Genomic DNA, 19564 nt, shown 5'->3' on the forward strand with positions numbered 1-19564 from the left:
TAGGGCACACTTTGTTATAGCTTGGCTTAGTTAAGTCGGTTCATCTGGGACTCCAAGAAAACTGTGGCAGGTACTCTTCTTTTCAATGCTCTTCGTGAAGCCATAGATGAAGAAATGGCTAGAGATCCTCATGTTTGTGTTATGGGCGAGGATGTTGGTCAATATGGTGGCTCTTATAAGGTCACCAAAGATTTATATGAAAAATATGGAGAGCTAAGAGTTTTAGATACTCCTATTGCAGAAAATAGTTTTACAGGTATGGCAGTAGGTGCTGCTATGACAGGGTTGCGCCCAATAGTTGAAGGAATGAATATGGGGTTCTTGCTTTTAGCGTTTAATCAGATTTCTAATAATATGGGAATGCTTCGATATACCAGTGGGGGCAACTTCAAAATCCCGACTGTTGTTCGTGGCCCAGGTGGTGTTGGAAGACAGCTTGGAGCTGAACATAGCCAGAGGTTGGAAGCTTATTTTCATGCAGTTCCTGGAATTAAAATAGTTGCATGTAGTACACCAACCAATGCAAAAGGTTTAATGAAGGCTGCTATAAGAGATGACAATCCAGTTTTATTTTTTGAACATGTTCTTCTTTACAATCTCACAGAAGAGTTGCCTGAAGGTGATTATTTATGTTCGCTTGATCAAGCTGATCTAGTTAGAGAAGGTAAAGATGTGACAATACTTACATATTCACGAATGCGTCATCATTGTTTAAAAGCAGTTGAACAATTGACAAAGAAAGATATTGATGTTGAGTTGATTGATTTGATCAGTCTTAAACCATTTGATATTAAAACTATTTGTAATTCAATAAGAAAAACTCATAGAGTAATTATTGTTGAGGAATGTATGAAAACAGGAGGGATTGGAGCTGAGTTGATGGCTTTAATTAATGAACACTGTTTTGATGATCTGGATTGTCGTCCAATAAGACTTTCTAGTCAAGATATCCCTACACCTTATAATGGTCAGCTTGAAAATTTAACCATAATTCAGCCTCATCAAATTGTTGAGACTGTAGAACAAGTGGTTAATTTAGGAGTTTAATTAATGGCACGTCAACAAGGTTGGTTTGCCCTTTTAATTGCATTAGTAATTTCTGCTTTTTTACTTTGTATTAATTTACCTTTTCAATTAGGATTAGATCTTCGAGGTGGAAGCCAATTAACACTTGAAGTTCAGGCTCTGAACCCTAATGAACAGATCAAGTCAGAACAATTAGAGGCAGTTCAGTCGGTATTAGATAGACGTGTAAATGGATTAGGAGTAGCAGAGTCATCACTTCGAACGATTGGAACAAATCAATTGATTTTGGAATTGCCTGGGGAACAAGAACCATCAAAAGCAGCTAGGGTTCTTGGCAAAACAGCATTGCTTGAATTTCGCAAACAGAAAATTAATACAAAATCAGAAATGCAAAGACTACAAAGGATTCGAAGTCAGGTTAATAATATTGATTTATACAAAAAAGCTTCTAAGGATAATAAATCAGAGTTAATAGAAAATAAAAAGATAGGAGAACAGGTTAATGATTTGAGAGTGGCTTTAGGCTTAGCCAATAGTTCATTAAATGAGCATGATCAGATTGATCAAATTAGACAAAAAGTAAATAGTGAAATAGTTGAATTGTTTGAACCTTCTTCTTTAACAGGAAGTGATTTGGTAAGCGCAGGTAGACGTCAAGAGCAGAATCTTACCTCTTGGGAAGTTACGCTTGCTTTCAATCAAGATGGTGGCGAGAAGTTTGCAAGTTTAACTAAGTCAATAGCTGGTTCAGATAGATTGCTTGGGATTATTTTAGATGGTGAATCAATTAGCGAGGCAAGTGTTGGTGAGCAATTTAAGGTAGCAGGTATTACAGGTGGTTCGGCGACTATAAGTGGTAATTTCACTGCCGAGTCTGCTAGAGAACTTGAAGTTCAACTTAGGGGAGGCTCTTTGCCTTTACCTGTAAGCATTGTTCAAGTAAGAACAATAGGTCCAACTTTAGGAGTTGATAATATTAGAAGAAGTTTAATTGCAGCACTCCTTGGATTGTCTTTAGTAGCAATATTTATGGTCAGTTTTTATCGACTTGCTGGCTTCATTGCTATCTTTGCGCTTTCTTTTTATGCTTTGTTTAACATTGCGATATATGCCTTAATTCCAGTTACTCTTACATTGCCAGGTGTTGCTGGTTTTGTATTAAGTATCGGCATGGCTGTTGATGCAAATGTTCTTATTTTTGAAAGAGTTAAAGATGAGCTAAGAAGAGGGAATACATTGATTAGATCTATAGAGACTGGCTTTTCCCAGGCTTTCTCTTCTATTATAGATGGTCATATAACTACATTGATTAGCTGCATATCTCTTTTCTATTTGGGGACAGGTTTTGTCAAGGGATTTGCTGCTACTTTAGGTATTGGTGTATTTATTAGTTTATTTACAGCTTTAAGTTGTACTAGAGTTCTTCTGAGATTTTTCATGAGTTATAAATCTCTGAGGAAAACAACTAACTTTTTGTCTGAAAATCAACTCCCCAAACAATTAACTTAAATAAAAACTGTGTCTTTTACACCTAAAAATCTCAATGTTAAATATACATTTAATGTATCCCGTAATCGAAGCAAGGTTTGGTTGATATCAGGCTTTGCGGTTTTAATAAGCTTTCTTGGTTTCTTCTTTTCTTGGACTAATCAATCAATAGGTTTCCCTTTAAGACCAGGTTTTGATTTTACAGGTGGTACTCAAATTATACTTGAAAGAAAATGTGATAGTGAATGTAATAAAATAACTACCATAAATATAAGTGAAGCCTTTAATAATGCTAAATTTTCAAATCAAGAGACTTCTCAAAAACTCTTTGATGCAAGAATACAATTTCTTGATGGGTATAAATCATTATTAATAAGATCACCAGAATTATCACCATCAGAAAGTAAAGAAGTAATTGAATCAATTGAGTTCGTGGCGGGTCCCCTTGAAGATGGTGGGCAATCAGTCGAAAGTATTGGCCCAACATTAGGGGCAAAATTACTTCAAACTACTTTAATATCACTTTTAGTAGCTTTCTCATGCGTTGCAATCTACATATCTATAAGATTTGATCGAATGTTTTCGTTATATGCACTTTTAGCCTTATTTCATGATGTTCTAATTGTATGTGGTGTTTTTTCATGGCTTGGAATAATAAATGAAGTCGAAGTAAATAGTTTGTTTGCTGTCGCATTGCTTACAATTGCTGGGTATTCTGTAAATGATACGGTTGTTGTTTTTGACAGAATTCGTGAGATCAATAAACAAGAAAGCAGGATGAATTTTAAGCAGAAAGTTGATTTTGCGGTTTCAGCTACGTTAACTCGAACTCTTTACACCAGTGGAACAACCTTATTGCCTTTAATTGCGTTAATATTTTTTGGAGGTACAACTTTGTATTGGTTCGCTATTGCTTTAGCATTGGGTGTAGTAGTAGGGAGCTGGTCAAGTATTGCTTTAGTACCTTCTTTACTTACACTTAGGAAAGAGAATTGAGCGTCAATAATAACAATAATTTGCTTCCAGAAAAGTCTCTTTTCTGGTCTAAGCCTAGGCAATTTATAAGATCTTTCGGCGTCCCAATAGGACTTGTTTTGTTATCACTATGGGATCTTAGAGTTGATTTAAGATTGCTATTTGAAAACTTTACATTTATAGCTCTAGCTTTTGCTGTTTACAAACATCCTCTTGCTATCTTTACCTTACTAATTGTACCTAGATTTTTATCTAGAAGAATTTAGTAGCTTCTTGCCGGTTTGCTTTTCAATCGTTTATCTAGAATATCATTAATTATAATTTCTTTTATTAAAACTTGTATTACTACTGCTAAAGGCAATGAAAGCAACAAACCTAGGGGACCAAAAATAACTGTAAATATAAATTGAGCAGTTAGAGTTAGTGCAGGCAATAGTTTTACTCTGGAATGCATAACCGAAGGTGTTATAAGATAACTCTCTAAGTTTTGTATTGTTATATATGAAACAAGTATTGCTATTGATTTCCAAGGTGCATCTAACAATGCAACTGAAATCGGAAAGATTGTACTTATTGTAGGACCTATGTTTGGAATTATATTTAAGGCGCCAGCAATTAATGCATTTGCTACAACTAGTTTTATCCCAAGAAGATATAAGGAAAGGCCAGCGAGTAATGCAACAAAAGAAGAACTTATAATTACTCCGACCATCCAATTGCTAAGAGCATTTCCACATTTTGCAAGAATTTTTCTTGCTCTTTTTCTGTACAAAGAAGGAGTTAACTGAATAATAATTTCTTTATATGAGTCTGGTTGAACTGCAATCATTAAGCCAATTGATAGTACAAATATAGTTTGTACTATGCCAGCTCCTAAATCACCAGCTATATCTAAAAGTCTTTTGAGACTATCCGTAATTCCATTTGCTAATGCCACACCATCGGGTAATGGTGCAAGATCTTTAAAAACAAGTCCTTCGGATGATAGTAAACTAGCATTTTCACCGTAAAAAATCTTAGTTATTTTCTCTATAGCGACTGTTATTATTCCCCAAAGTGCTTTTGCAGATGAAGGAAGTTGTATTATTAGTTGTTGGAATTCCTGGGTAAATTGTGGAATTACTATTACTAAAGATAAGCTCAGTATTAAAAGAACACTTACAAGGGTTATTAGAAGACAGATTTCTCTTTTTACAGGCAATATATTTTTTATTTTGCCTGTAATAGTGCAAAGTGCCATTGCTATTATAAACCCTGCAAAAATTAGAATAATTATTTCCCTTAAGCTCCAAAATAGAAAGCCAGTAGTGATTAAAAAAAATAGGTTTACCCAGTTATAAAATTTCAATTTAATTATTTCTCTGAATAGCCCATCCCATTACTAGAAGCATATCTCTTAGCAAATCGCATGAAGCGTTGAAAATCTGATTCGCTTTTCCAAACATAAGTAGCTTCCAAAGCACTTGGCGTCCCATTTACAAAACGAGCTTTTACTTCTCTGGTTTTAAGTTCACCTTCTTCATCGAACATACTCATTCCTTGAATCGACCCGTCTTTTACTGCTGATAAAGCTTGGGGCTCTTCGAAAGTAAAAAATGCTTGACCAGTTCTTCCATCACGACTTCTTGTTAAGCGTATCTCTGGTATAGATGTTTCATCAATACCTTCTAAAAACCTAATTGTCGCGTTTTTCTTTAATTCAGCCATGGTTTTTCGCGACTTGTATTAGATAGTACTTAAAATGTCATTCAAAACGCGAGAAATTAATTGTTAGTACACATGGCCTAGTTGTATTAGTTTTTCGGCAGAATGCTTATTGCTTAGGCCTGAAAGATCAATAGATGATTTTCTTATCACCTTTTCCAGCTCGTATTCATAGCATTTGTCATAGTAATCAAGCATTGCAAGACAAGCCTCTCTCCAATTGCCTTTATGAATTGATTCCAATGCTTTTTTTGTCCTTTGCGGGCCTAGGCGTTTGCTAATTCTTAAGGTTGCATTTTTAAGATCTTCATTTTTATGAGGGCTGTATTCATCTACGAGTCTGGTAATTCTTTCTTCTTTAGTTCTTATTACTTCTAGTAACGGAGCTTTTTTCATTTGTCTAATTATTGGGTTTGGAATTCTGCATTTTCCGAGATTGGGACTCTCTGCCTCTACCCAAATGCCTTTAGAAGGAAATTTTTTTGAATTATCTAAGGCTTCAGCTAGAAAATTTTCAAATTGCTCTGAACTCGGCTGAGGAGGTAGTCCAATGCCTCCAAAACTACTTCCTTTATGCATTGCAATGCCTTCTAAATCAATTATTGAGATTCCCCTTTTTGCTAGTTCTAAAAGCAAAGAAGTTTTGCCAGTGCCAGTTTTACCTCCAAGAAGTCTTAATGGCCATTCTTTTTCAAATTGATTTAAGGTCCATTTTCTATAGTTTTTATATCCACCACTTAATAAAATAGGATTCAAGTTTAGAATATTTGCCAACCACCCTAAGCTTGAAGATCTTAGGCCACCTCTCCAACAATAGATTCTGAGAAAAGAGTTTTCTTCGGTTACTTTTTCTTGCAATAGTTTTTCGACTAGATCTTTAAGCTTGGCTGTAGTAATTTCAAGTCCCAAATTAATTGCTTTTTGTTTTCCTTTTTTCTTATATGTAGTGCCAATTAAAGCTCTTTCTTCGTTGTTAAATAAAGGAATGTTCTTTGCTCCTGGCAAATGCCCCTGATTGAACTCTTTTGGACTTCTGATGTCAATTAATGGACCATTTGTATTTCTGAACTTATTGAGCGAATATGAAGCAGGTATTCCGATGCCTGACATAGTGGAATAAAGGTGACTAAGAGACCGTTTTCTAGTTATGCCATCTGACACATCAGCATCAGCCAATATAGCTATTGAAGAGTTGCTTGAAAAATTTTCAAGTGGCACATTGCGTCAAAGACGTCGGCTTGTTGATGAAGTTGAATCTAGATCTGATGAATTAAAAGGACTTGGATCAAAATTATTTGAAACCCTTCCAAAAGAATCTGATGATTGGTCAAAAGGTTGGATTTTACAAGTATTAAATAGGCATCACAATGATTATTTGAAAGACTTGCTTGCAAAAGATTCATCAATATTGTTTGATGTTCCTTCTTCTTCAGATATTGATTATGGCCCTTTACAGCAAAGTCTTATTGAAGAACGTTTTGAAGAGGCTGATCGTATTACTAGTGAAACCTTGAGGTGTCTTGCGGGCCCAAGTTCATTGGAACGAGGATATGTATATTTTAGCGAGGTTGAGGCAATGAGCGAAGTTGATTTGATTAGTTTAGATCTTTTATGGAACGCATTCTCTCAGGACAAATTTGGCTTTTCCGTTCAAGCACGTCTGCTGGAGTCTCTTGGCGGTCGTTATGACAAGCTCTGGTCTAGAATTGGTTGGAAGGTGGATGGAACCTGGACAAGGTACCCAATTGCTTTTACATGGTCACTGAAGGCACCGGAAGGGCATATGCCTTTAGTTAATCAACTGCGAGGTGTGCGATTAATGGACGCGTACCTAAATCACCCTTTTTTGAAATCTCGTCTTAAGAAAAGTTAGTTGCAGGTAAAAAAGTTAGATTAAAGCCCTAAGCTTTTTAAGCTTTTGACTTAAAAGGTTTTCTTTGGCAGCATCTTATTTGTCATTGAGTTTAAACATTCCTTTTTACTCTTTTGCGCTTATTTCGATGGACTGATTTTACTCTCCCTTCAACTCTGCAACTTAAATATTTTGTGAGTCTTTTGATAGAGCCAGTTGGTTCTCAGAAGAGAGAGAGTATTGAATTAGGATTGCATGAAGCCCTTGTTAATGCAGTTATACATGGGAATTCATCTGATCCTGATAAGTCATTAAGAGTGCGCAGAATTATTACCCCCAATTGGCTTGTTTGGCAGATTCAGGATGAGGGCTTTGGTTTAAAAGAAGCGAAAAGAGTATTTTGCTTGCCGTCCGATGCTGACGCTGAAAGTGGCAGAGGTCTGTTTTTAATTCATGAATGCTTTGATGATGTTCGCTGGAGCCCTAGAGGGAATAGACTTCAAGTAGCTACTCGTAGGCAAAAGCAATTAATGAGAAGGACATCCGGGATCTTTGATTTCACCTCGGATCCATTTTAGTGACTGCTCAATAAGATCTTCAATATCTGACTTTTCACCATTATTAACTATTTGTGATAACGCACTTGAAAGCATTTCTGCAGCTCTTAGTGATTTATTGGCTTTGAATTTATGCCAATCCTTATCATTTAAAGTTAATTCAGAATGTAGCTCTTTAATCAATTTTTTTGTATTAGAGGTCCACATGGATTCTTTTTATTATTTGATTCATTGGGAAGCGTACTTAGATATTAGGGCTATTAATTGCTCCAGGTTATTATTTTCATGAGAATTAGCATTAATTTGATTTAATAATATACTTTTAATTCCTGTATTCATAGGAGTTAGATGGTTGCCATTGCACTTTATCAATTGCGATTCATCATCTCCTCTTGCTTTTAAATGTTCTAAAAGCAATTCAGATTGATCTATATTGTCAGAGTTAAATTTAATTAATAGGTTTCTTTTTTGCATGTAATTCTTAGTAATTAAGTTCATTGTTTCTTTTGGGCTAGGACTAAATTCACTTTGTATTTTTAATTTCTGTTTAATTTTGCCAAGCATTGGTATTGATTTATCAGCTTTATAATTATTGAAGCACAATCCAATAAATGAATGACTTTTTCTTCCACCATCAGGTGCGAGTAAATGTAATTTACAGCCTAAGCTATGTCCTATCCTAATTGGCTCAAGGTTATTGCATCCAATTCTTGATTCAAGTTTGATTCTGCATTTTCTTAGGGCTTTCCAAGCTTGATTGGCTTGAGCTTGATGATCGAATCCAGGGACATAACTCCATGCATGAATTGCGAAATTTTCTTTTAAAAGCCTACCAAGAAGTTTTGAATAACTTAAATGAGGAGTAGCAGCTATATAGCTACCTCCAACCATCTCTATTAATGCTTTTGGCTTGGATGGCCAAGCACACCAGATTTGATCTATTTTCCTCCAGTTATTCATTGCAAAATACAGCTAGTTAAGTATTTAAAGAAGATGCTTGTTCATTGAAATTAATAAAATCAATATGTTTATAGGTATTGAGCGGAGATAATTGTATTGATTAACTATAATAGGCTTGGATCTTTTTAAGGATGCAAAAGGAACTAGATTTTTTGAATATGCCATTGTCTAGCGAGAAGAGCACTTCTCTTGAGACTTTGTTGATTGTTGATACTGAGACTACAGGACTAGATCCTGAGAAAGACCAATGTATTGAAGTAGGGGCAATTCTTTTTCATATTGAGAAGAGATCAATTTTGGCTCAGAATTCCTTTTTGATACCAGCTGCAAATAATCCTGCTGAAGCAATTAATAAGATTTCTCCTGACTTAACAAGATTTGCTCAACCTTGGGAAGAAGGAGTGAAATATTTTCTGGCATTAGTTGATATAGCAGATGTTCTAATAGCTCATAATGCAGAATTTGATCGACAATGGTTTGGAATACCGCCGCTCCCTGAGATCTCTAAGCCTTGGGTTTGTTCAATGGAAGATATTTCGTGGCCATCAACACTTAATCTTAAAGGTAGACCCTCCGTAAGAGACCTTGCTCTAGCCTTCGAAGTCCCAGTTTGGAGTGCTCATCGTGCGTTGACTGATTGCATTTATTTAGTAGAAATATTTCGCCGCTGCTCTGATTTAGAAGAGCTGCTAGAGCAAGGCCTAGAGCCCAGAAGATTGATGAGAGCAGAAGTTTCTTATGATGAAAGGCATTTAGCTAAGAATGCAGGATTTCGTTGGAATGAACCTGTTCGAGGTGCTTGGACACGTCGCCTAAGCGAAAGAGAGATTCGTGAACTATCTTTCCCTGTTGTAAGTGTGCAACTTTAATTAGTAATCAGTAATTTTGGATTTTTCATATATTTCCTTTAGATCTTTGAAGTGACTAGGTTGATTTCTTGTAAAGGATCTTTTTTGTGTCAGTCTAAAAAAACTAACTTATTTTTAATTTAAATAAGATATGCCAATAGAGAGACATAAAATAAGAAGAAGCTTGCGACATTGGCAACAAGTAAGAAGTTGGGCGAGATTAATCAGAGAAGCAGAGATCCTTTGGCAAGTAGATCAGAAGGAACTAAAAAGACTTGGTGCTTTAGAACTATCTCAATTAATCAACGAAATCCCACCTTCTTATCATCGGAGAGTAAACCTTTGGCTTATTAAATTCTCAGTTGCTACAAGATTCGACTGTAAGAATTAAGAAGATTGATTTAATTATTTGTTGTGGATCTTCTATCGCATCCATAAAACTTCAATTGCATGAACCTCTTACTATTAGAATTGAATTACTTGATTTGTAAATGAAAATGTCAAAGCAAGAACAGCATTCTCTGAGAAGATTTGATTGACTAATCTTAAAACTCTACGAGGAATGGTTGATCTTTTGCCATCGCATTCAGCGCGATGGCAAAAAGTAGAAACCTTGGCAATCAAAAATTTTGAACGAGCAGGTATTAAAGAAATCAGGACCCCAATTCTTGAACTTACTGAATTGTTTTCTAGAGGTATTGGCGAAGCTACTGATGTTGTAGGTAAGGAAATGTACTCTTTTGAAGATCGAGGAGGTAGGTCTTGTACTCTTAGGCCGGAAGGTACAGCTTCAGTAGCTAGAGCCGTTATTCAAAATGGACTTCTAAAACAAGGGCCTCAACGCCTTTGGTATGGGGGACCAATGTTTAGGTATGAACGCCCTCAGGCTGGAAGACAAAGACAGTTTCATCAGATAGGAGTGGAATTCTTTGGATTGTCTTCTGTTAGGAGTGATGCTGAGTTGATAAGCATTGCTTGGGACTTCTTAAATGAACTTGGTCTAAGGAATTTAAAACTTCAAATAAATACTTTAGGAACTTCCGAAGATCGCAAAAACTATCGATCTAAATTAATCTCTTGGCTCGAAAACTTCCCAGAGTTATTAGGCGAAGATTCTTTGAATCAATTGAAGAAAAACCCTTTGCGGATATTAGATAGTAAAAACTCTAATATTCAAAAGCTTATTAATGATGCTCCTTTGCTTGGAGATCATCTTAATCAAAGTAGTATCAATAGATTTGAAAGCTTACAAAAAGTCTTGAATACATTAAAAATCCCTTTTAGTGTCAATCAAAGATTAGTAAGAGGTCTTGATTATTATTGCCATACAGCATTTGAGATTATTAGTGATGATTTAGGTGCTCAAGCAACTGTTTGTGGTGGTGGTAGGTACGACGGCCTTGTTGAACAACTTGGGGGGCCTCATGCGCCTGCTATTGGATTTGCTGTTGGAATGGAGAGGTTGCTAATTCTTATTGGAGATCGACTTGCTAATGAGATTCACCCAGATGTTTACCTAATTAATAAAGGAGAAAAGGCAGAGGCAGAAGCACTTCTTCTTGCTAGACAGCTTAGATTACAGGATTTTATAGTTGAGTTAGATGATTCTGGTGCTGCGTTTGCTAAGCAATTTAAAAGAGCAAATAGAGTAGGTGCAACTTGGGCAATAGTCATTGGAGACGAAGAAATTAACAAAGGAGAAATTCGTTTAAAACGTATGAAAGTTTTAAATAAAGACAAAAACGAGATTTTGCTTAAAAAATCAGATTCCTTAGAATTAAGAAAGATACTAGAGACATGATATATTTTTCCATGAAGATTCTTTTTATTTTTTTATGAGAATAGACTTGTTAATCATTATATTTAGCACTTTGCTAGTTGTTGCTAGTTTAATATTTAAGTCTTTTATAAATAAAAAGAAAAGATTAATAAAAAGCAACAATATATATAAGTGGATGGATATGGATAAGAAGAAACGCAGATTACTTGACCAAAAAGAAAAGGAAACAGTTTGGAATAAAAAGAAAAGCTTACTCAATAGTATTAGGAAAGAGTATATAAATCATAAGAAATCCAGAATTAATAAGAGTTAATGATTAAATGGCCCCCTGTTAAAGCTTGGACAAGTATTAACCCAATACAAGGGGAAAGGCATTTTGTGGCAATTAATTATGACGTAAGTAATCATAATCTGTGGGTTAATATGGTTTCTGTTCTTGATGGGAAATTATATTTTCGTGTAACTTTTGAAGAACTTAATGATAATTCAATGTGGCTGCCAGGCTGGAAAGATTTGAAAATTAAAAAAGACCACAAAAAGACAAATGTCAATCATGATTTAAATAATGAAGCGTGCCTTCATCCTTCTATTGATTCTGGTATTGCTATAACTTCCAAAAGGCTAAATCTTAGAGACTGGTTCCCTGAATGAAGGCCTAATGACTTCTAACAAAATTACCTTTGTTTAGGGTCTCTGGATTTACCCCTTACGCATTTCTTTTTTTGCGTTACCAATGAAGGGATATTCTTGATTTTAGATGTCCTTAAACCAATGGTTGTTTGAAGAAGATGCATCTCAGCATCTAGGAGTAAGTAAAAAAACCTTGGAATACTGGAGAGAGGTTGGATACCTCAAGCCAGGAACTCATTGGCGAAGTGCTCCAAGTAAAGACTCTATGCCTTGGAAACCAAAAGTTATATACCATCTAAGCTGGTGCAAAGAAATAATCGAATATTGGCGTGAAAAAGACGTCCCTATGACAGATTTAGTTGCCTAAGGACTTTTTATAACTTCTAAATTTCAAGAAAGCTTTTAGGAGTATGGTTTATTTTTATACTTTCAGGTTCTAATTGATGTAGAAAATTATCATTATAAATGAAATGATTTATAGGATTTCTTCTCAGGAATAACTTTTAGGATCCTTTTGAATAAATAGTTTTATCACCTTAACTTGGAAAATTTTCAGGTAAATTAGGTATGAATTTTTTAAAAAAAGTTATTAGAAACCATAAAATCAAAATATTGCCAAACATAGCAAGTGCGAATCTGACTCTCATATCTTTCACCAAAGGAAGAATTACCTCCCATAATTTTAGAAACATACTTTTTCTCTCAATAAAGAATTATTCTAATAAACGATCTAAAACTACTCGGTTTTTTTACCGAACCTTTACTTTATTTTTCTTAAGTTGCTTCTTCAATAAAAGGCCTGTTACAGACCCTCTGAATTCAGGTGAAACATGTCTATGAAACGATTCTTAAGCTATTTTGAGTGCCTGATTTTAATTAGTTTTATCTTTAAAAGACTTACACAATGTAAAAGGTATTGAAATTAGTCCCCTTATTTTCGCTCTTTTCGTTAGTGTTTATGCGCTTTCCCACCTTATTGCACTCTAATGCAGACCTATGGAAATCCAGACGTCACCTACGGGTGGTGGGCTGGTAATTCTGGGGTCACCAACCGCTCAGGAAAATTCATTGCAGCTCATGCCGCTCATACCGGTTTGATTGCTTTTTGGGCTGGTGCCTTCACACTTTTTGAATTAGCTCGTTTTGACCCTTCAGTACCTATGGGTCATCAACCTTTAATTGCTCTTCCTCACTTAGCTACTCTTGGTATTGGCTTTGATGAGGCTGGAACTTTTGTCGGTGGAACCACTGTTACTGCAATAGCAATTGTTCACTTGGTCTTGTCAATGGTCTATGGAGCAGGAGGTCTCTTGCACTCCCTGACTTTCCCTGGTGATATGCAAGATTCAGAGGTACTTCAGGCAAGAAAATTCAAGCTTGAATGGGACAACCCAGATAATCAGACCTTCATTTTGGGACATCATCTTATTTTCTTAGGTGTGGCCAATATTCAGTTTGTTGAATGGGCAAGAATTCATGGAATATGGGATGCCGCTGCTGGCAGTATTCGTCAAGTTGAGTACAATCTCAACCTTTCTTCCATTTGGAATCATCAGTTTGATTTCCTTACAATAAACAACCTTGAAGACGTTATGGGGGGCCATGCATTCCTAGCTTTCTTCATGATTACTGGAGGTGCATTCCACATAGCCACAAAGCAAGTTGGCGAATACACCAAATTTAAAGGTTCAGGTTTGCTTTCAGCAGAAGCTATCCTTTCTTGGTCCCTGGCTGGTATTGGCTGGATGGCTATTGTTGCTGCTTTCTGGTGTGCAACAAACACAACTGTTTATCCAGTTGACTTTTTTGGAGAGGTTCTAGACCTTAAGTTTGGAATTGCTCCTTATTGGGTTGATACTGTTGACCTACCTAATGGTGCTCATACATCTCGTGCTTGGTTAACAAATGTCCATTACTTCCTTGGTTTCTTTTATATTCAAGGACATTTATGGCATGCTTTACGTGCAATGGGATTTGACTTCAAACGTGTATCAAGTGCTGTAAGTAATATTGGTACTGCATCTGTAACTTTGAATGATTGATATTCATCTGATCTCTCTGATATCTTTCGGAGAATTAGATTAAATGTAAAAAAGGCTCGCCATATTTGGTGGGCCTTTTTTATATTTAAATCTGATTATTAAATGATCGTTTTTTTCGCTTTATTTTATTCTCTCTTTAAAAAAATATATTATGGCAAAGTTATATGACCTGGTTTAAACATTTTCTAGAATCTTCGCTCTCTCCAGAATCATTCTTGGGCTTAATTATTGCTTTAGGAATACTTGTTATAATTGCGATTTTGTTGATTATAGGAAGAAGATTTGAATCAGCTTTAAATTTAGAGAGACTAGGAATTCCAATATCAATTTTATTTGGATTATTTGCGCTTTTAATAGGTCCGCATGGTCCTTCTCCACTTTTACCAGAATTAATAACTGATACTTTTATCAGATTGCCTTCTCCTTTGCTTACCTTGGTATTTGCAACGTTGATGTTGGGCAGGCCAATACCAAAAGCCAGTGGAATATGGCAGCCAGTAGCTTCTCAAGCTTTATTAGCTCTTTTATTAGGTTTTGGTCAGTACCTAGTAGGTGGTGTAGCAGTCTTACTTATTCTTATTCCATTCTTAGGGGTTGATCCATTAATGGGTTGTTTGATAGAAGTAGGATTCGAGGGTGGCCATGGTGCGGCATCAGTTATGGGGCAAAGCTTTGAGAAAATAGGCTTTTCTCAGGGACTTGATCTTGGCTTAGCTATGGCAACAGTAGGTCTTTTGGCTTCAACGTTACTTGGTAGTGGATTAGTTGTTATAGGGAAAGGTTTTGGTTGGATTAATAATGAAGAAGATAAAATAATAAATAGGGTTGTTTCAGAGGAAAAATTTTCTATTTGCGAAAAAGTTAGTCAATTATTATTAAATCTTGGTTTTGCTGGACTTGCTGTTCTTTTTGGTATAACTCTTCTCTCATTAATAAAATTAATTGGACTTTTTATTGGTGGAACTTTTTATGAAGTAATCTCTGTATTCCCTGTTTTTCCACTCGCTTTGTTGGGATCTCTTTTTATAAGATTCTTGTTAGAAAAAGTTGAGAAAACAGAATTTGTTTCTGAGATTCTTCAGAGAGAGATAGGCATTCTTTCTACTGATCTTCTTATTACAACAGCAATGGCTGGGCTTAATTTGCCACTTCTGCTTAAAGATTGGAAACCATTAACTATTTTAGCTTTAAGCGGCTTATTATGGAATCTTCTGGGGATGTTTTTTTTCTCGAGAATTATCTTCAGGAAGCAATGGTTTGAGAGGTCAATAATTGAATTTGGGAACGCAACAGGTGTTGCTGCAAGTGGAATCTTGCTTCTACGTTTAGCTGATCCAAGAGATCAAACCAACACATTACCAATATTTTCGATAAAGCAATTATTTGTACAACCTTTACTTTCTGGCGGAGTAATAACAGTTATTGCACCTTTAGCAATAATGAAATTTGGACTGACTGGATGGACTGCTTTTTGTGGCATTATGACAGCAATATTTGTTGTGATTGCATTCTTAGTTCTAAATAAACTTGATGATCAATTAGTATAAATCAGCTTAATATACTAAACTAAAACAATATAAAAATAAACCATTATTTTCCCACGGAGATTTTAATGAGCCATAGCAATTTTAATGATATTCCACCTCAAGAATCACGAGAGAAATGGTTTAAAAGCCATTTATTAGCAAGGGAAATTGAGCTTAAGGAACTATACGAGATGCCACAACAAGAATTAGATTTATTAATGGCAGAAACAGCAGAATTAAGAAGTGATTTAGGAAATAGAGATAGAAATATTGGGAAATACTGTACTGCAGGTTATTTTCTAGAATTGGCTAGAATTATAGATAAAAGACGTATTGAAAGTTAAATATAATTATTAACAACTTGTTCTGGTTCTCAGGCATGCGTACTTATACCATCATAAGGACTTTTCCAAAAGCTCAATTTTTTCATTATTTTAGAGTATGATTTGCTGTTTAAGTAAGATTCTAGCCATCTGCGCAGATTAATAAGTTCTTTGTCTTTATCAAATCTTACTGAATCGATTAAACGATATTGACGTACAAATGGCCAAATACTCCAATCAGCGATTGTTTCTGAATCATTAAATAAATTCAAGTTGACAGAATATTTTATTCTTTTATCCCAATCCTTTAAAATTTCCTTTGCTTTCTTTCGATGCTCTTCTGCTTCAATGCCTTCATATCTATTAGGATACTTATATCTATCTAGATGAAATTTAAAGCTATTGTCATTTTGATCAATTAATAACTTTATATTTTTATCATTAAAGCCCTTTAATAATTTCTTATTCGAATTATCATCTGAAGTTCTTATTGCCCAATGCATGATCTCTAGGCTTTCATCAATTACTTGACCATTCTCTCTAATTAATACAGGAACAGTTCCTTTGGGAGATGCTCTTAGTAGTTCTATTGGTTTATTATTAAGTCGAACTTCTCTAAATTCAACTTGCTTACCACATAAAAATAGGGCCCATCTAGCTCTAATTGCATAAGGACATCTTCTAAATGTGTAGAGGATACTTTTGCTGCCTTTACGTAATTCTGAATTTTCAACTGAAATAATTCCCTCCATTATCTTTATTTGACTTTGTAGATCTTGCAATTATAATCAAAGATAGTTAATTGGTTTTAACTAAATTCAAGCAGTATTATTCATTAATAATGTTTATGGCAGAGTATGTTTACTTAGTAAGGAAAGAAGGATTCTTTTTGATCGGAAGTTCCAGGGATTTAGATAATCTCACCAGAAAAATACGCCCAGATGAGATTATTGAAACCCTAAGACTAGATCATCCCCAAGCTTTCAAGGCCAGGTTATTAAATAGATACAGAAATTCAAGACTTCCAGGATCTGGATATTTTCAGTTTTCAGAGAAACAATTGCTAGATTGCAAAAAACAGTTTGGAATAAAAAGCAAAATCCCCAAGACAATATCAGAAGAATTTACAATTGCATTAACTGGTTCTATTGTTTTATTGGTCATAACAGCTTTGTTTTTCCGTAGCATTAATATTTTGCCATTAATGTCCTTTGCGTTGTCTCTAGCTTTTTCATCATTACCAATGTGGCTTTTATTGTTTCTAGGTAATTTTGGAGGATATGATTGTAGCGATTTAAAGCCCTTCTCTTCTTGGTTTAATAGAATTAGAGCCCTAATCCTAGCTTCTTTATTGTCGGTATTTTCTTTTTTGATATTCCGTCTCGCACTTTTACAAAATTTATGACCGTCTTTAATAATAACTATTAACTAAAGCTTGCATTATTTTAGTTTGATATGACTATGAAGACAAATAACTTATTTTAATTTTAACTTACCCACTTTTTTATATGAATTATACAAATTACCTTAAGCTCTTGGATCCACTTCAGCAGCAACTCTCTGGTGTATATTCAACTGCCACACTTATAATTTCAATATTATTATTGCTATGGGCTGTGAATTTTATTTTGGGCTTGATTAGTAAAATATTTGTCTTAGGGAAATCAGTTGGAACTTTCTATAGAAGTTTTATTCATAGGTACATAAGAATATTAATATATAGTTTTTTAGGACTCTTTACAAATAAGAGTTTAAGAGAGAAAGCTTAAATAAACTTGTAAGATATATGACCCTTCTAGGTTTCTAGATTGCAATTAATAGGGATTTCAAAAGGAATACAGCTATTAGGCAACTCTAATATTGTTGAAACAATAGAAGCTATATCTTCTGGTTGAGTCATTGCCTCTTTGCTAATAGTTACTATTGAATTTGACATTTCTGTATTAACCCAGCTAGGACATATAGCGCTTACTCTTATACCTTTCTCCCATCCTTCATTTCTAATAGTTTGACAGAGCCCCATTAGGGCAAACTTAGTAGCGGTATATCCAGCAAGCTGACCTTTTGACCTTTTCCCACTCATTGAGACGAGAACTATTATCCGTGAAGTTTTGCTTTTGCAAAGATATGGCCATGCAGCTCTTGTAAGCAGCCATGGACCCATAACATTTACTTGCCATAAATCTTTTATATCCGCCTCTTCTCCTTTTTCAAAGATTAGATTGGTCTTTTTAAATATTCCAGCGCAATGTATCAATGTATCTATTTCTCCAAAATAATTAATTGCTTCATCTACCCATAAATTTGCATCTAGATTATTTATTGCATCATATTTACTTATCAAAATATTTTTCTTAAATTTGTTTAATTCTCCTTCAACTTTAGATCCTTTAATAGAATTAACATCCCTTAACCCTAAACCCACTCGATGTCCATTATCAATTGCTAGCTCTGCAATTCGCTTACCTATACCTCTTGAACCTCCTGTTATTAGAATCGTTCTCAATTTTTTAGATGCTAGGTTTTACAAAATCCCATAATAACTTTAATTCTCTACCTTTCATTTCCATTAACCCCCACTTTACGTTTAATGGAGCTTTTTTGAACATAGTCCACATTGCGGCTACTAATTGATTTAAGGTTAATGTATTTGTTAAAAAGCCGTACCACTGATTGTTAGATAAACTAAAGAAACTTTTAAAGAAATATCTTAATTGAGATTCTGGAAATCTCATTAATTTTTCTAATCCAAATTGATAAAGAGCTTGTTTCCTCCTTAGTTCTTTTGGCCAAAGTGTCTCCCAACCTTGTTTTGCAATTTCAGAAGGAGACTTATTTGAATCTTTTATTGCCGATGCTAATTCTTTTGCGAGGGAGGGAGCTCTTCGAAGAAGAGCTCCAACTAAATACCCTGAAGCTGGATGGACCATGCCAGCAGCACCTCCAAATCCTAAAATAGATTGATTTAAATCAGGAATAGGAATATTCATTGGTAGGAAGACGCCATTTTCTTCATGATCTATTTTTTTTATTTCTATTTTTCTTTGCTTTAGCCTTGCATGAAGTCTTGCTTTAAGAGTTTCTAGTTTTACTGGAGGGGCTAAACCTAGGGAGGTTTCTTCTAAGAAATATTTACCATTTCCCATATCCATTGCATATAAAAATGTAGGAGGCTCTTCTTTCTCTTCTTGACTCAAGTGGTTACTTCTATAATCCATTAAGACGAATTGGTTTTTTTCAACAGGTGGTTCACTAAACTCTCCCACTATTCCATAACATGTTTGAACAGCTATTTCTCCATTTTTTGGAACATTAAGAAATACAGGCTCGTAACCTGTGGCATCTATTATTAATTTCGCAATTATTCTTTCTCCTTGAATAGTTTTTACTGAACTAGTAATATTGTCAATTTCTAAATTATATGCTTCTCCTCTAAACCATTTTATAGCGCCCTCATTACATTGGTCGATCCAGTGCTTTTGTAGTTTATTTTTGTCAAAGAGTCCATAATCACGATTATGTTTAATTGCATTGTTTTTAGGTGAATTTTGATCTGTTGAACCATCCCCTAGATAGCTAACTGTCTTAGACCATCGATGTTTTAATAGTCCTTCTAAGCCCAATTGATCAACTTCTTCTCCCCATATCCCATAAGTAAACGGCCAAGGATCAGATGGTTCATTAATAGAAAGAACTCCAACTCTAAGCTTCTCTTGTCCTAAAGCAGCTGCAATTGCTAGCGCTCCAGGGCCTGAACCAAGAACTAATACGTCCATAGGAGGATCATTAGTACTCATGCAAAGACCTGTTTACTTGAAATGTAAAACTTAACTTTAGTTATTAAGTTATACTC

The 19564-nt window shown here is 34.9% G+C and carries 22 protein-coding genes; 14 read left to right on the top strand and 8 right to left on the bottom strand.

Annotated elements, in window-relative coordinates; all coding sequences use genetic code 11:
- Positions 1-63 precede the first annotated feature (63 nt).
- Genes PRO_RS03785 through secF form a run of 3 tightly spaced genes read left to right on the top strand, consistent with a single transcriptional unit; the run spans position 64 to position 3510 of the window.
- The gene (locus PRO_RS03785) at positions 64-1047 is read left to right on the top strand and encodes a pyruvate dehydrogenase complex E1 component subunit beta (RefSeq protein ID WP_011124918.1); all 984 of its coding nucleotides are present in this window, start codon (positions 64-66) and stop codon (positions 1045-1047) included.
- A 3-nt stretch (positions 1048-1050) separates the two neighbouring features.
- Positions 1051-2535, top strand: a complete 1485-nt coding sequence (gene secD / locus PRO_RS03790; RefSeq protein WP_011124919.1) for a protein translocase subunit SecD — start codon at positions 1051-1053, stop codon at positions 2533-2535.
- A gap of 9 nt (positions 2536-2544) precedes the next feature.
- Positions 2545-3510 carry a protein translocase subunit SecF gene (gene secF / locus PRO_RS03795; RefSeq protein WP_011124920.1) on the top strand — a complete coding sequence of 322 codons (966 nt, stop codon included), beginning with the start codon at positions 2545-2547 and terminating at the stop codon, positions 3508-3510.
- Positions 3511-3751: 241 nt separating this feature from the next.
- On the opposite strand, the gene PRO_RS03800 is transcribed toward secF, so the two are convergent.
- The 3 genes from PRO_RS03800 to mnmH form a co-directional block, all read right to left on the bottom strand.
- Complete coding sequence (locus PRO_RS03800; RefSeq protein ID WP_036892200.1) at positions 3752-4837, bottom strand: AI-2E family transporter; 1086 nt, start codon at positions 4835-4837, stop codon at positions 3752-3754.
- A gap of 5 nt (positions 4838-4842) precedes the next feature.
- Entirely contained in the window at positions 4843-5196 is a 354-nt protein-coding gene (gene psb28 / locus PRO_RS03805; RefSeq protein ID WP_011124923.1) for a photosystem II reaction center protein Psb28, read from the bottom strand.
- Between the two features lie 63 nt (positions 5197-5259).
- Positions 5260-6303 (bottom strand): tRNA 2-selenouridine(34) synthase MnmH, encoded by a 1044-nt coding sequence (gene mnmH / locus PRO_RS03810; protein WP_011124924.1) that lies wholly within the window; start codon positions 6301-6303, stop codon positions 5260-5262.
- Positions 6304-6340: 37 nt separating this feature from the next.
- Between mnmH and PRO_RS03815 the strand changes: the two genes are divergently transcribed.
- Both PRO_RS03815 and PRO_RS03820 read left to right on the top strand, forming a co-directional pair.
- Entirely contained in the window at positions 6341-7066 is a 726-nt protein-coding gene (locus PRO_RS03815) for a GUN4 domain-containing protein (RefSeq protein ID WP_011124925.1), read from the top strand.
- Between the two features lie 113 nt (positions 7067-7179).
- Complete coding sequence (locus PRO_RS03820; RefSeq protein WP_011124926.1) at positions 7180-7623, top strand: ATP-binding protein; 444 nt, start codon at positions 7180-7182, stop codon at positions 7621-7623.
- On the opposite strand, the gene PRO_RS03825 is transcribed toward PRO_RS03820, so the two are convergent.
- Positions 7573-7809 (bottom strand): DUF6439 family protein, encoded by a 237-nt coding sequence (locus PRO_RS03825; RefSeq protein WP_011124927.1) that lies wholly within the window; start codon positions 7807-7809, stop codon positions 7573-7575. The two genes, PRO_RS03820 and PRO_RS03825, sit on opposite strands and share 51 nt — an antisense overlap.
- 21 nt (positions 7810-7830) lie before the next feature.
- A complete protein-coding gene (locus PRO_RS03830) occupies positions 7831-8562 on the bottom strand; it encodes a DUF1350 family protein (protein ID WP_011124928.1) in 732 nt (243 codons plus the stop codon).
- A gap of 131 nt (positions 8563-8693) precedes the next feature.
- On the opposite strand from PRO_RS03830, the gene PRO_RS03835 reads away from it, so the two are divergent.
- From PRO_RS03835 to PRO_RS03870, 8 genes are all read left to right on the top strand, one after another.
- A complete protein-coding gene (locus PRO_RS03835) occupies positions 8694-9431 on the top strand; it encodes a 3'-5' exonuclease (RefSeq protein WP_036892203.1) in 738 nt (245 codons plus the stop codon).
- Positions 9432-9561: 130 nt separating this feature from the next.
- Positions 9562-9801, top strand: coding sequence for a hypothetical protein (locus PRO_RS03840; RefSeq protein WP_011124930.1), 240 nt, complete (start codon positions 9562-9564; stop codon positions 9799-9801).
- A 144-nt stretch (positions 9802-9945) separates the two neighbouring features.
- Complete coding sequence (gene hisS, locus PRO_RS03845) at positions 9946-11211, top strand: histidine--tRNA ligase (protein ID WP_011124931.1); 1266 nt, start codon at positions 9946-9948, stop codon at positions 11209-11211.
- Between the two features lie 291 nt (positions 11212-11502).
- Positions 11503-11841, top strand: a complete 339-nt coding sequence (locus PRO_RS03850; protein ID WP_011124933.1) for a TIGR02450 family Trp-rich protein — start codon at positions 11503-11505, stop codon at positions 11839-11841.
- A 106-nt stretch (positions 11842-11947) separates the two neighbouring features.
- Positions 11948-12187 carry a hypothetical protein gene (locus PRO_RS03855; RefSeq protein WP_036892205.1) on the top strand — a complete coding sequence of 80 codons (240 nt, stop codon included), beginning with the start codon at positions 11948-11950 and terminating at the stop codon, positions 12185-12187.
- Positions 12188-12806: 619 nt separating this feature from the next.
- Positions 12807-13862, top strand: coding sequence for a chlorophyll a/b binding light-harvesting protein (locus PRO_RS03860; protein ID WP_011124935.1), 1056 nt, complete (start codon positions 12807-12809; stop codon positions 13860-13862).
- A gap of 164 nt (positions 13863-14026) precedes the next feature.
- Positions 14027-15409, top strand: coding sequence for a sodium/glutamate symporter (locus PRO_RS03865; RefSeq protein ID WP_011124936.1), 1383 nt, complete (start codon positions 14027-14029; stop codon positions 15407-15409).
- A gap of 65 nt (positions 15410-15474) precedes the next feature.
- Positions 15475-15732, top strand: coding sequence for a hypothetical protein (locus PRO_RS03870; RefSeq protein ID WP_011124937.1), 258 nt, complete (start codon positions 15475-15477; stop codon positions 15730-15732).
- Positions 15733-15761: 29 nt separating this feature from the next.
- Here PRO_RS03870 and PRO_RS03875 read toward each other — a convergent pair whose 3' ends face one another.
- Positions 15762-16493, bottom strand: coding sequence for a glutathione S-transferase (locus PRO_RS03875; protein WP_164923225.1), 732 nt, complete (start codon positions 16491-16493; stop codon positions 15762-15764).
- Positions 16494-16558: 65 nt separating this feature from the next.
- On the opposite strand from PRO_RS03875, the gene PRO_RS03880 reads away from it, so the two are divergent.
- Positions 16559-17116 carry a hypothetical protein gene (locus tag PRO_RS03880; protein WP_011124939.1) on the top strand — a complete coding sequence of 186 codons (558 nt, stop codon included), beginning with the start codon at positions 16559-16561 and terminating at the stop codon, positions 17114-17116.
- Positions 17117-17506: 390 nt separating this feature from the next.
- Here the strand turns inward: PRO_RS03880 and PRO_RS03885 are convergent, their stop codons facing one another.
- Together PRO_RS03885 and crtL are read right to left on the bottom strand one after the other, a co-directional pair.
- Complete coding sequence (locus PRO_RS03885; protein ID WP_011124941.1) at positions 17507-18217, bottom strand: SDR family NAD(P)-dependent oxidoreductase; 711 nt, start codon at positions 18215-18217, stop codon at positions 17507-17509.
- Positions 18218-18221: 4 nt separating this feature from the next.
- Positions 18222-19508: a lycopene beta cyclase gene (crtL, locus tag PRO_RS03890; RefSeq protein ID WP_011124942.1), complete on the bottom strand. Its 1287-nt coding sequence runs from the start codon at positions 19506-19508 to the stop codon at positions 18222-18224.
- Between the last annotated feature and the right edge of the window lie 56 nt (positions 19509-19564).

It is taken from the genome of Prochlorococcus marinus subsp. marinus str. CCMP1375, from assembly GCF_000007925.1.
GTDB classification, from domain to species: domain Bacteria; phylum Cyanobacteriota; class Cyanobacteriia; order PCC-6307; family Cyanobiaceae; genus Prochlorococcus_E; species Prochlorococcus_E marinus.

Excerpts from the sequence above, each read along its gene's own strand:
- secD (WP_011124919.1), top strand. The coding sequence starts at position 1,051 with ATGGCACGTCAACAAGGTTGGTTTGCCCTTTTAATTGCATTAGTAATT.
- psb28 (WP_011124923.1), bottom strand. The coding sequence starts at position 5,196 with ATGGCTGAATTAAAGAAAAACGCGACAATTAGGTTTTTAGAAGGTATT.
- mnmH (WP_011124924.1), bottom strand. The coding sequence starts at position 6,303 with ATGTCAGGCATCGGAATACCTGCTTCATATTCGCTCAATAAGTTCAGA.
- PRO_RS03815 (WP_011124925.1), top strand. The coding sequence starts at position 6,341 with ATGCCATCTGACACATCAGCATCAGCCAATATAGCTATTGAAGAGTTG.
- PRO_RS03825 (WP_011124927.1), bottom strand. The coding sequence starts at position 7,809 with ATGTGGACCTCTAATACAAAAAAATTGATTAAAGAGCTACATTCTGAA.
- PRO_RS03830 (WP_011124928.1), bottom strand. The coding sequence starts at position 8,562 with ATGAATAACTGGAGGAAAATAGATCAAATCTGGTGTGCTTGGCCATCC.
- PRO_RS03835 (WP_036892203.1), top strand. The coding sequence starts at position 8,694 with ATGCAAAAGGAACTAGATTTTTTGAATATGCCATTGTCTAGCGAGAAG.
- PRO_RS03840 (WP_011124930.1), top strand. The coding sequence starts at position 9,562 with ATGCCAATAGAGAGACATAAAATAAGAAGAAGCTTGCGACATTGGCAA.
- PRO_RS03850 (WP_011124933.1), top strand. The coding sequence starts at position 11,503 with ATGATTAAATGGCCCCCTGTTAAAGCTTGGACAAGTATTAACCCAATA.
- PRO_RS03855 (WP_036892205.1), top strand. The coding sequence starts at position 11,948 with ATGTCCTTAAACCAATGGTTGTTTGAAGAAGATGCATCTCAGCATCTA.
- PRO_RS03860 (WP_011124935.1), top strand. The coding sequence starts at position 12,807 with ATGCAGACCTATGGAAATCCAGACGTCACCTACGGGTGGTGGGCTGGT.
- PRO_RS03865 (WP_011124936.1), top strand. The coding sequence starts at position 14,027 with ATGACCTGGTTTAAACATTTTCTAGAATCTTCGCTCTCTCCAGAATCA.
- PRO_RS03870 (WP_011124937.1), top strand. The coding sequence starts at position 15,475 with ATGAGCCATAGCAATTTTAATGATATTCCACCTCAAGAATCACGAGAG.
- PRO_RS03880 (WP_011124939.1), top strand. The coding sequence starts at position 16,559 with ATGGCAGAGTATGTTTACTTAGTAAGGAAAGAAGGATTCTTTTTGATC.
- crtL (WP_011124942.1), bottom strand. The coding sequence starts at position 19,508 with ATGAGTACTAATGATCCTCCTATGGACGTATTAGTTCTTGGTTCAGGC.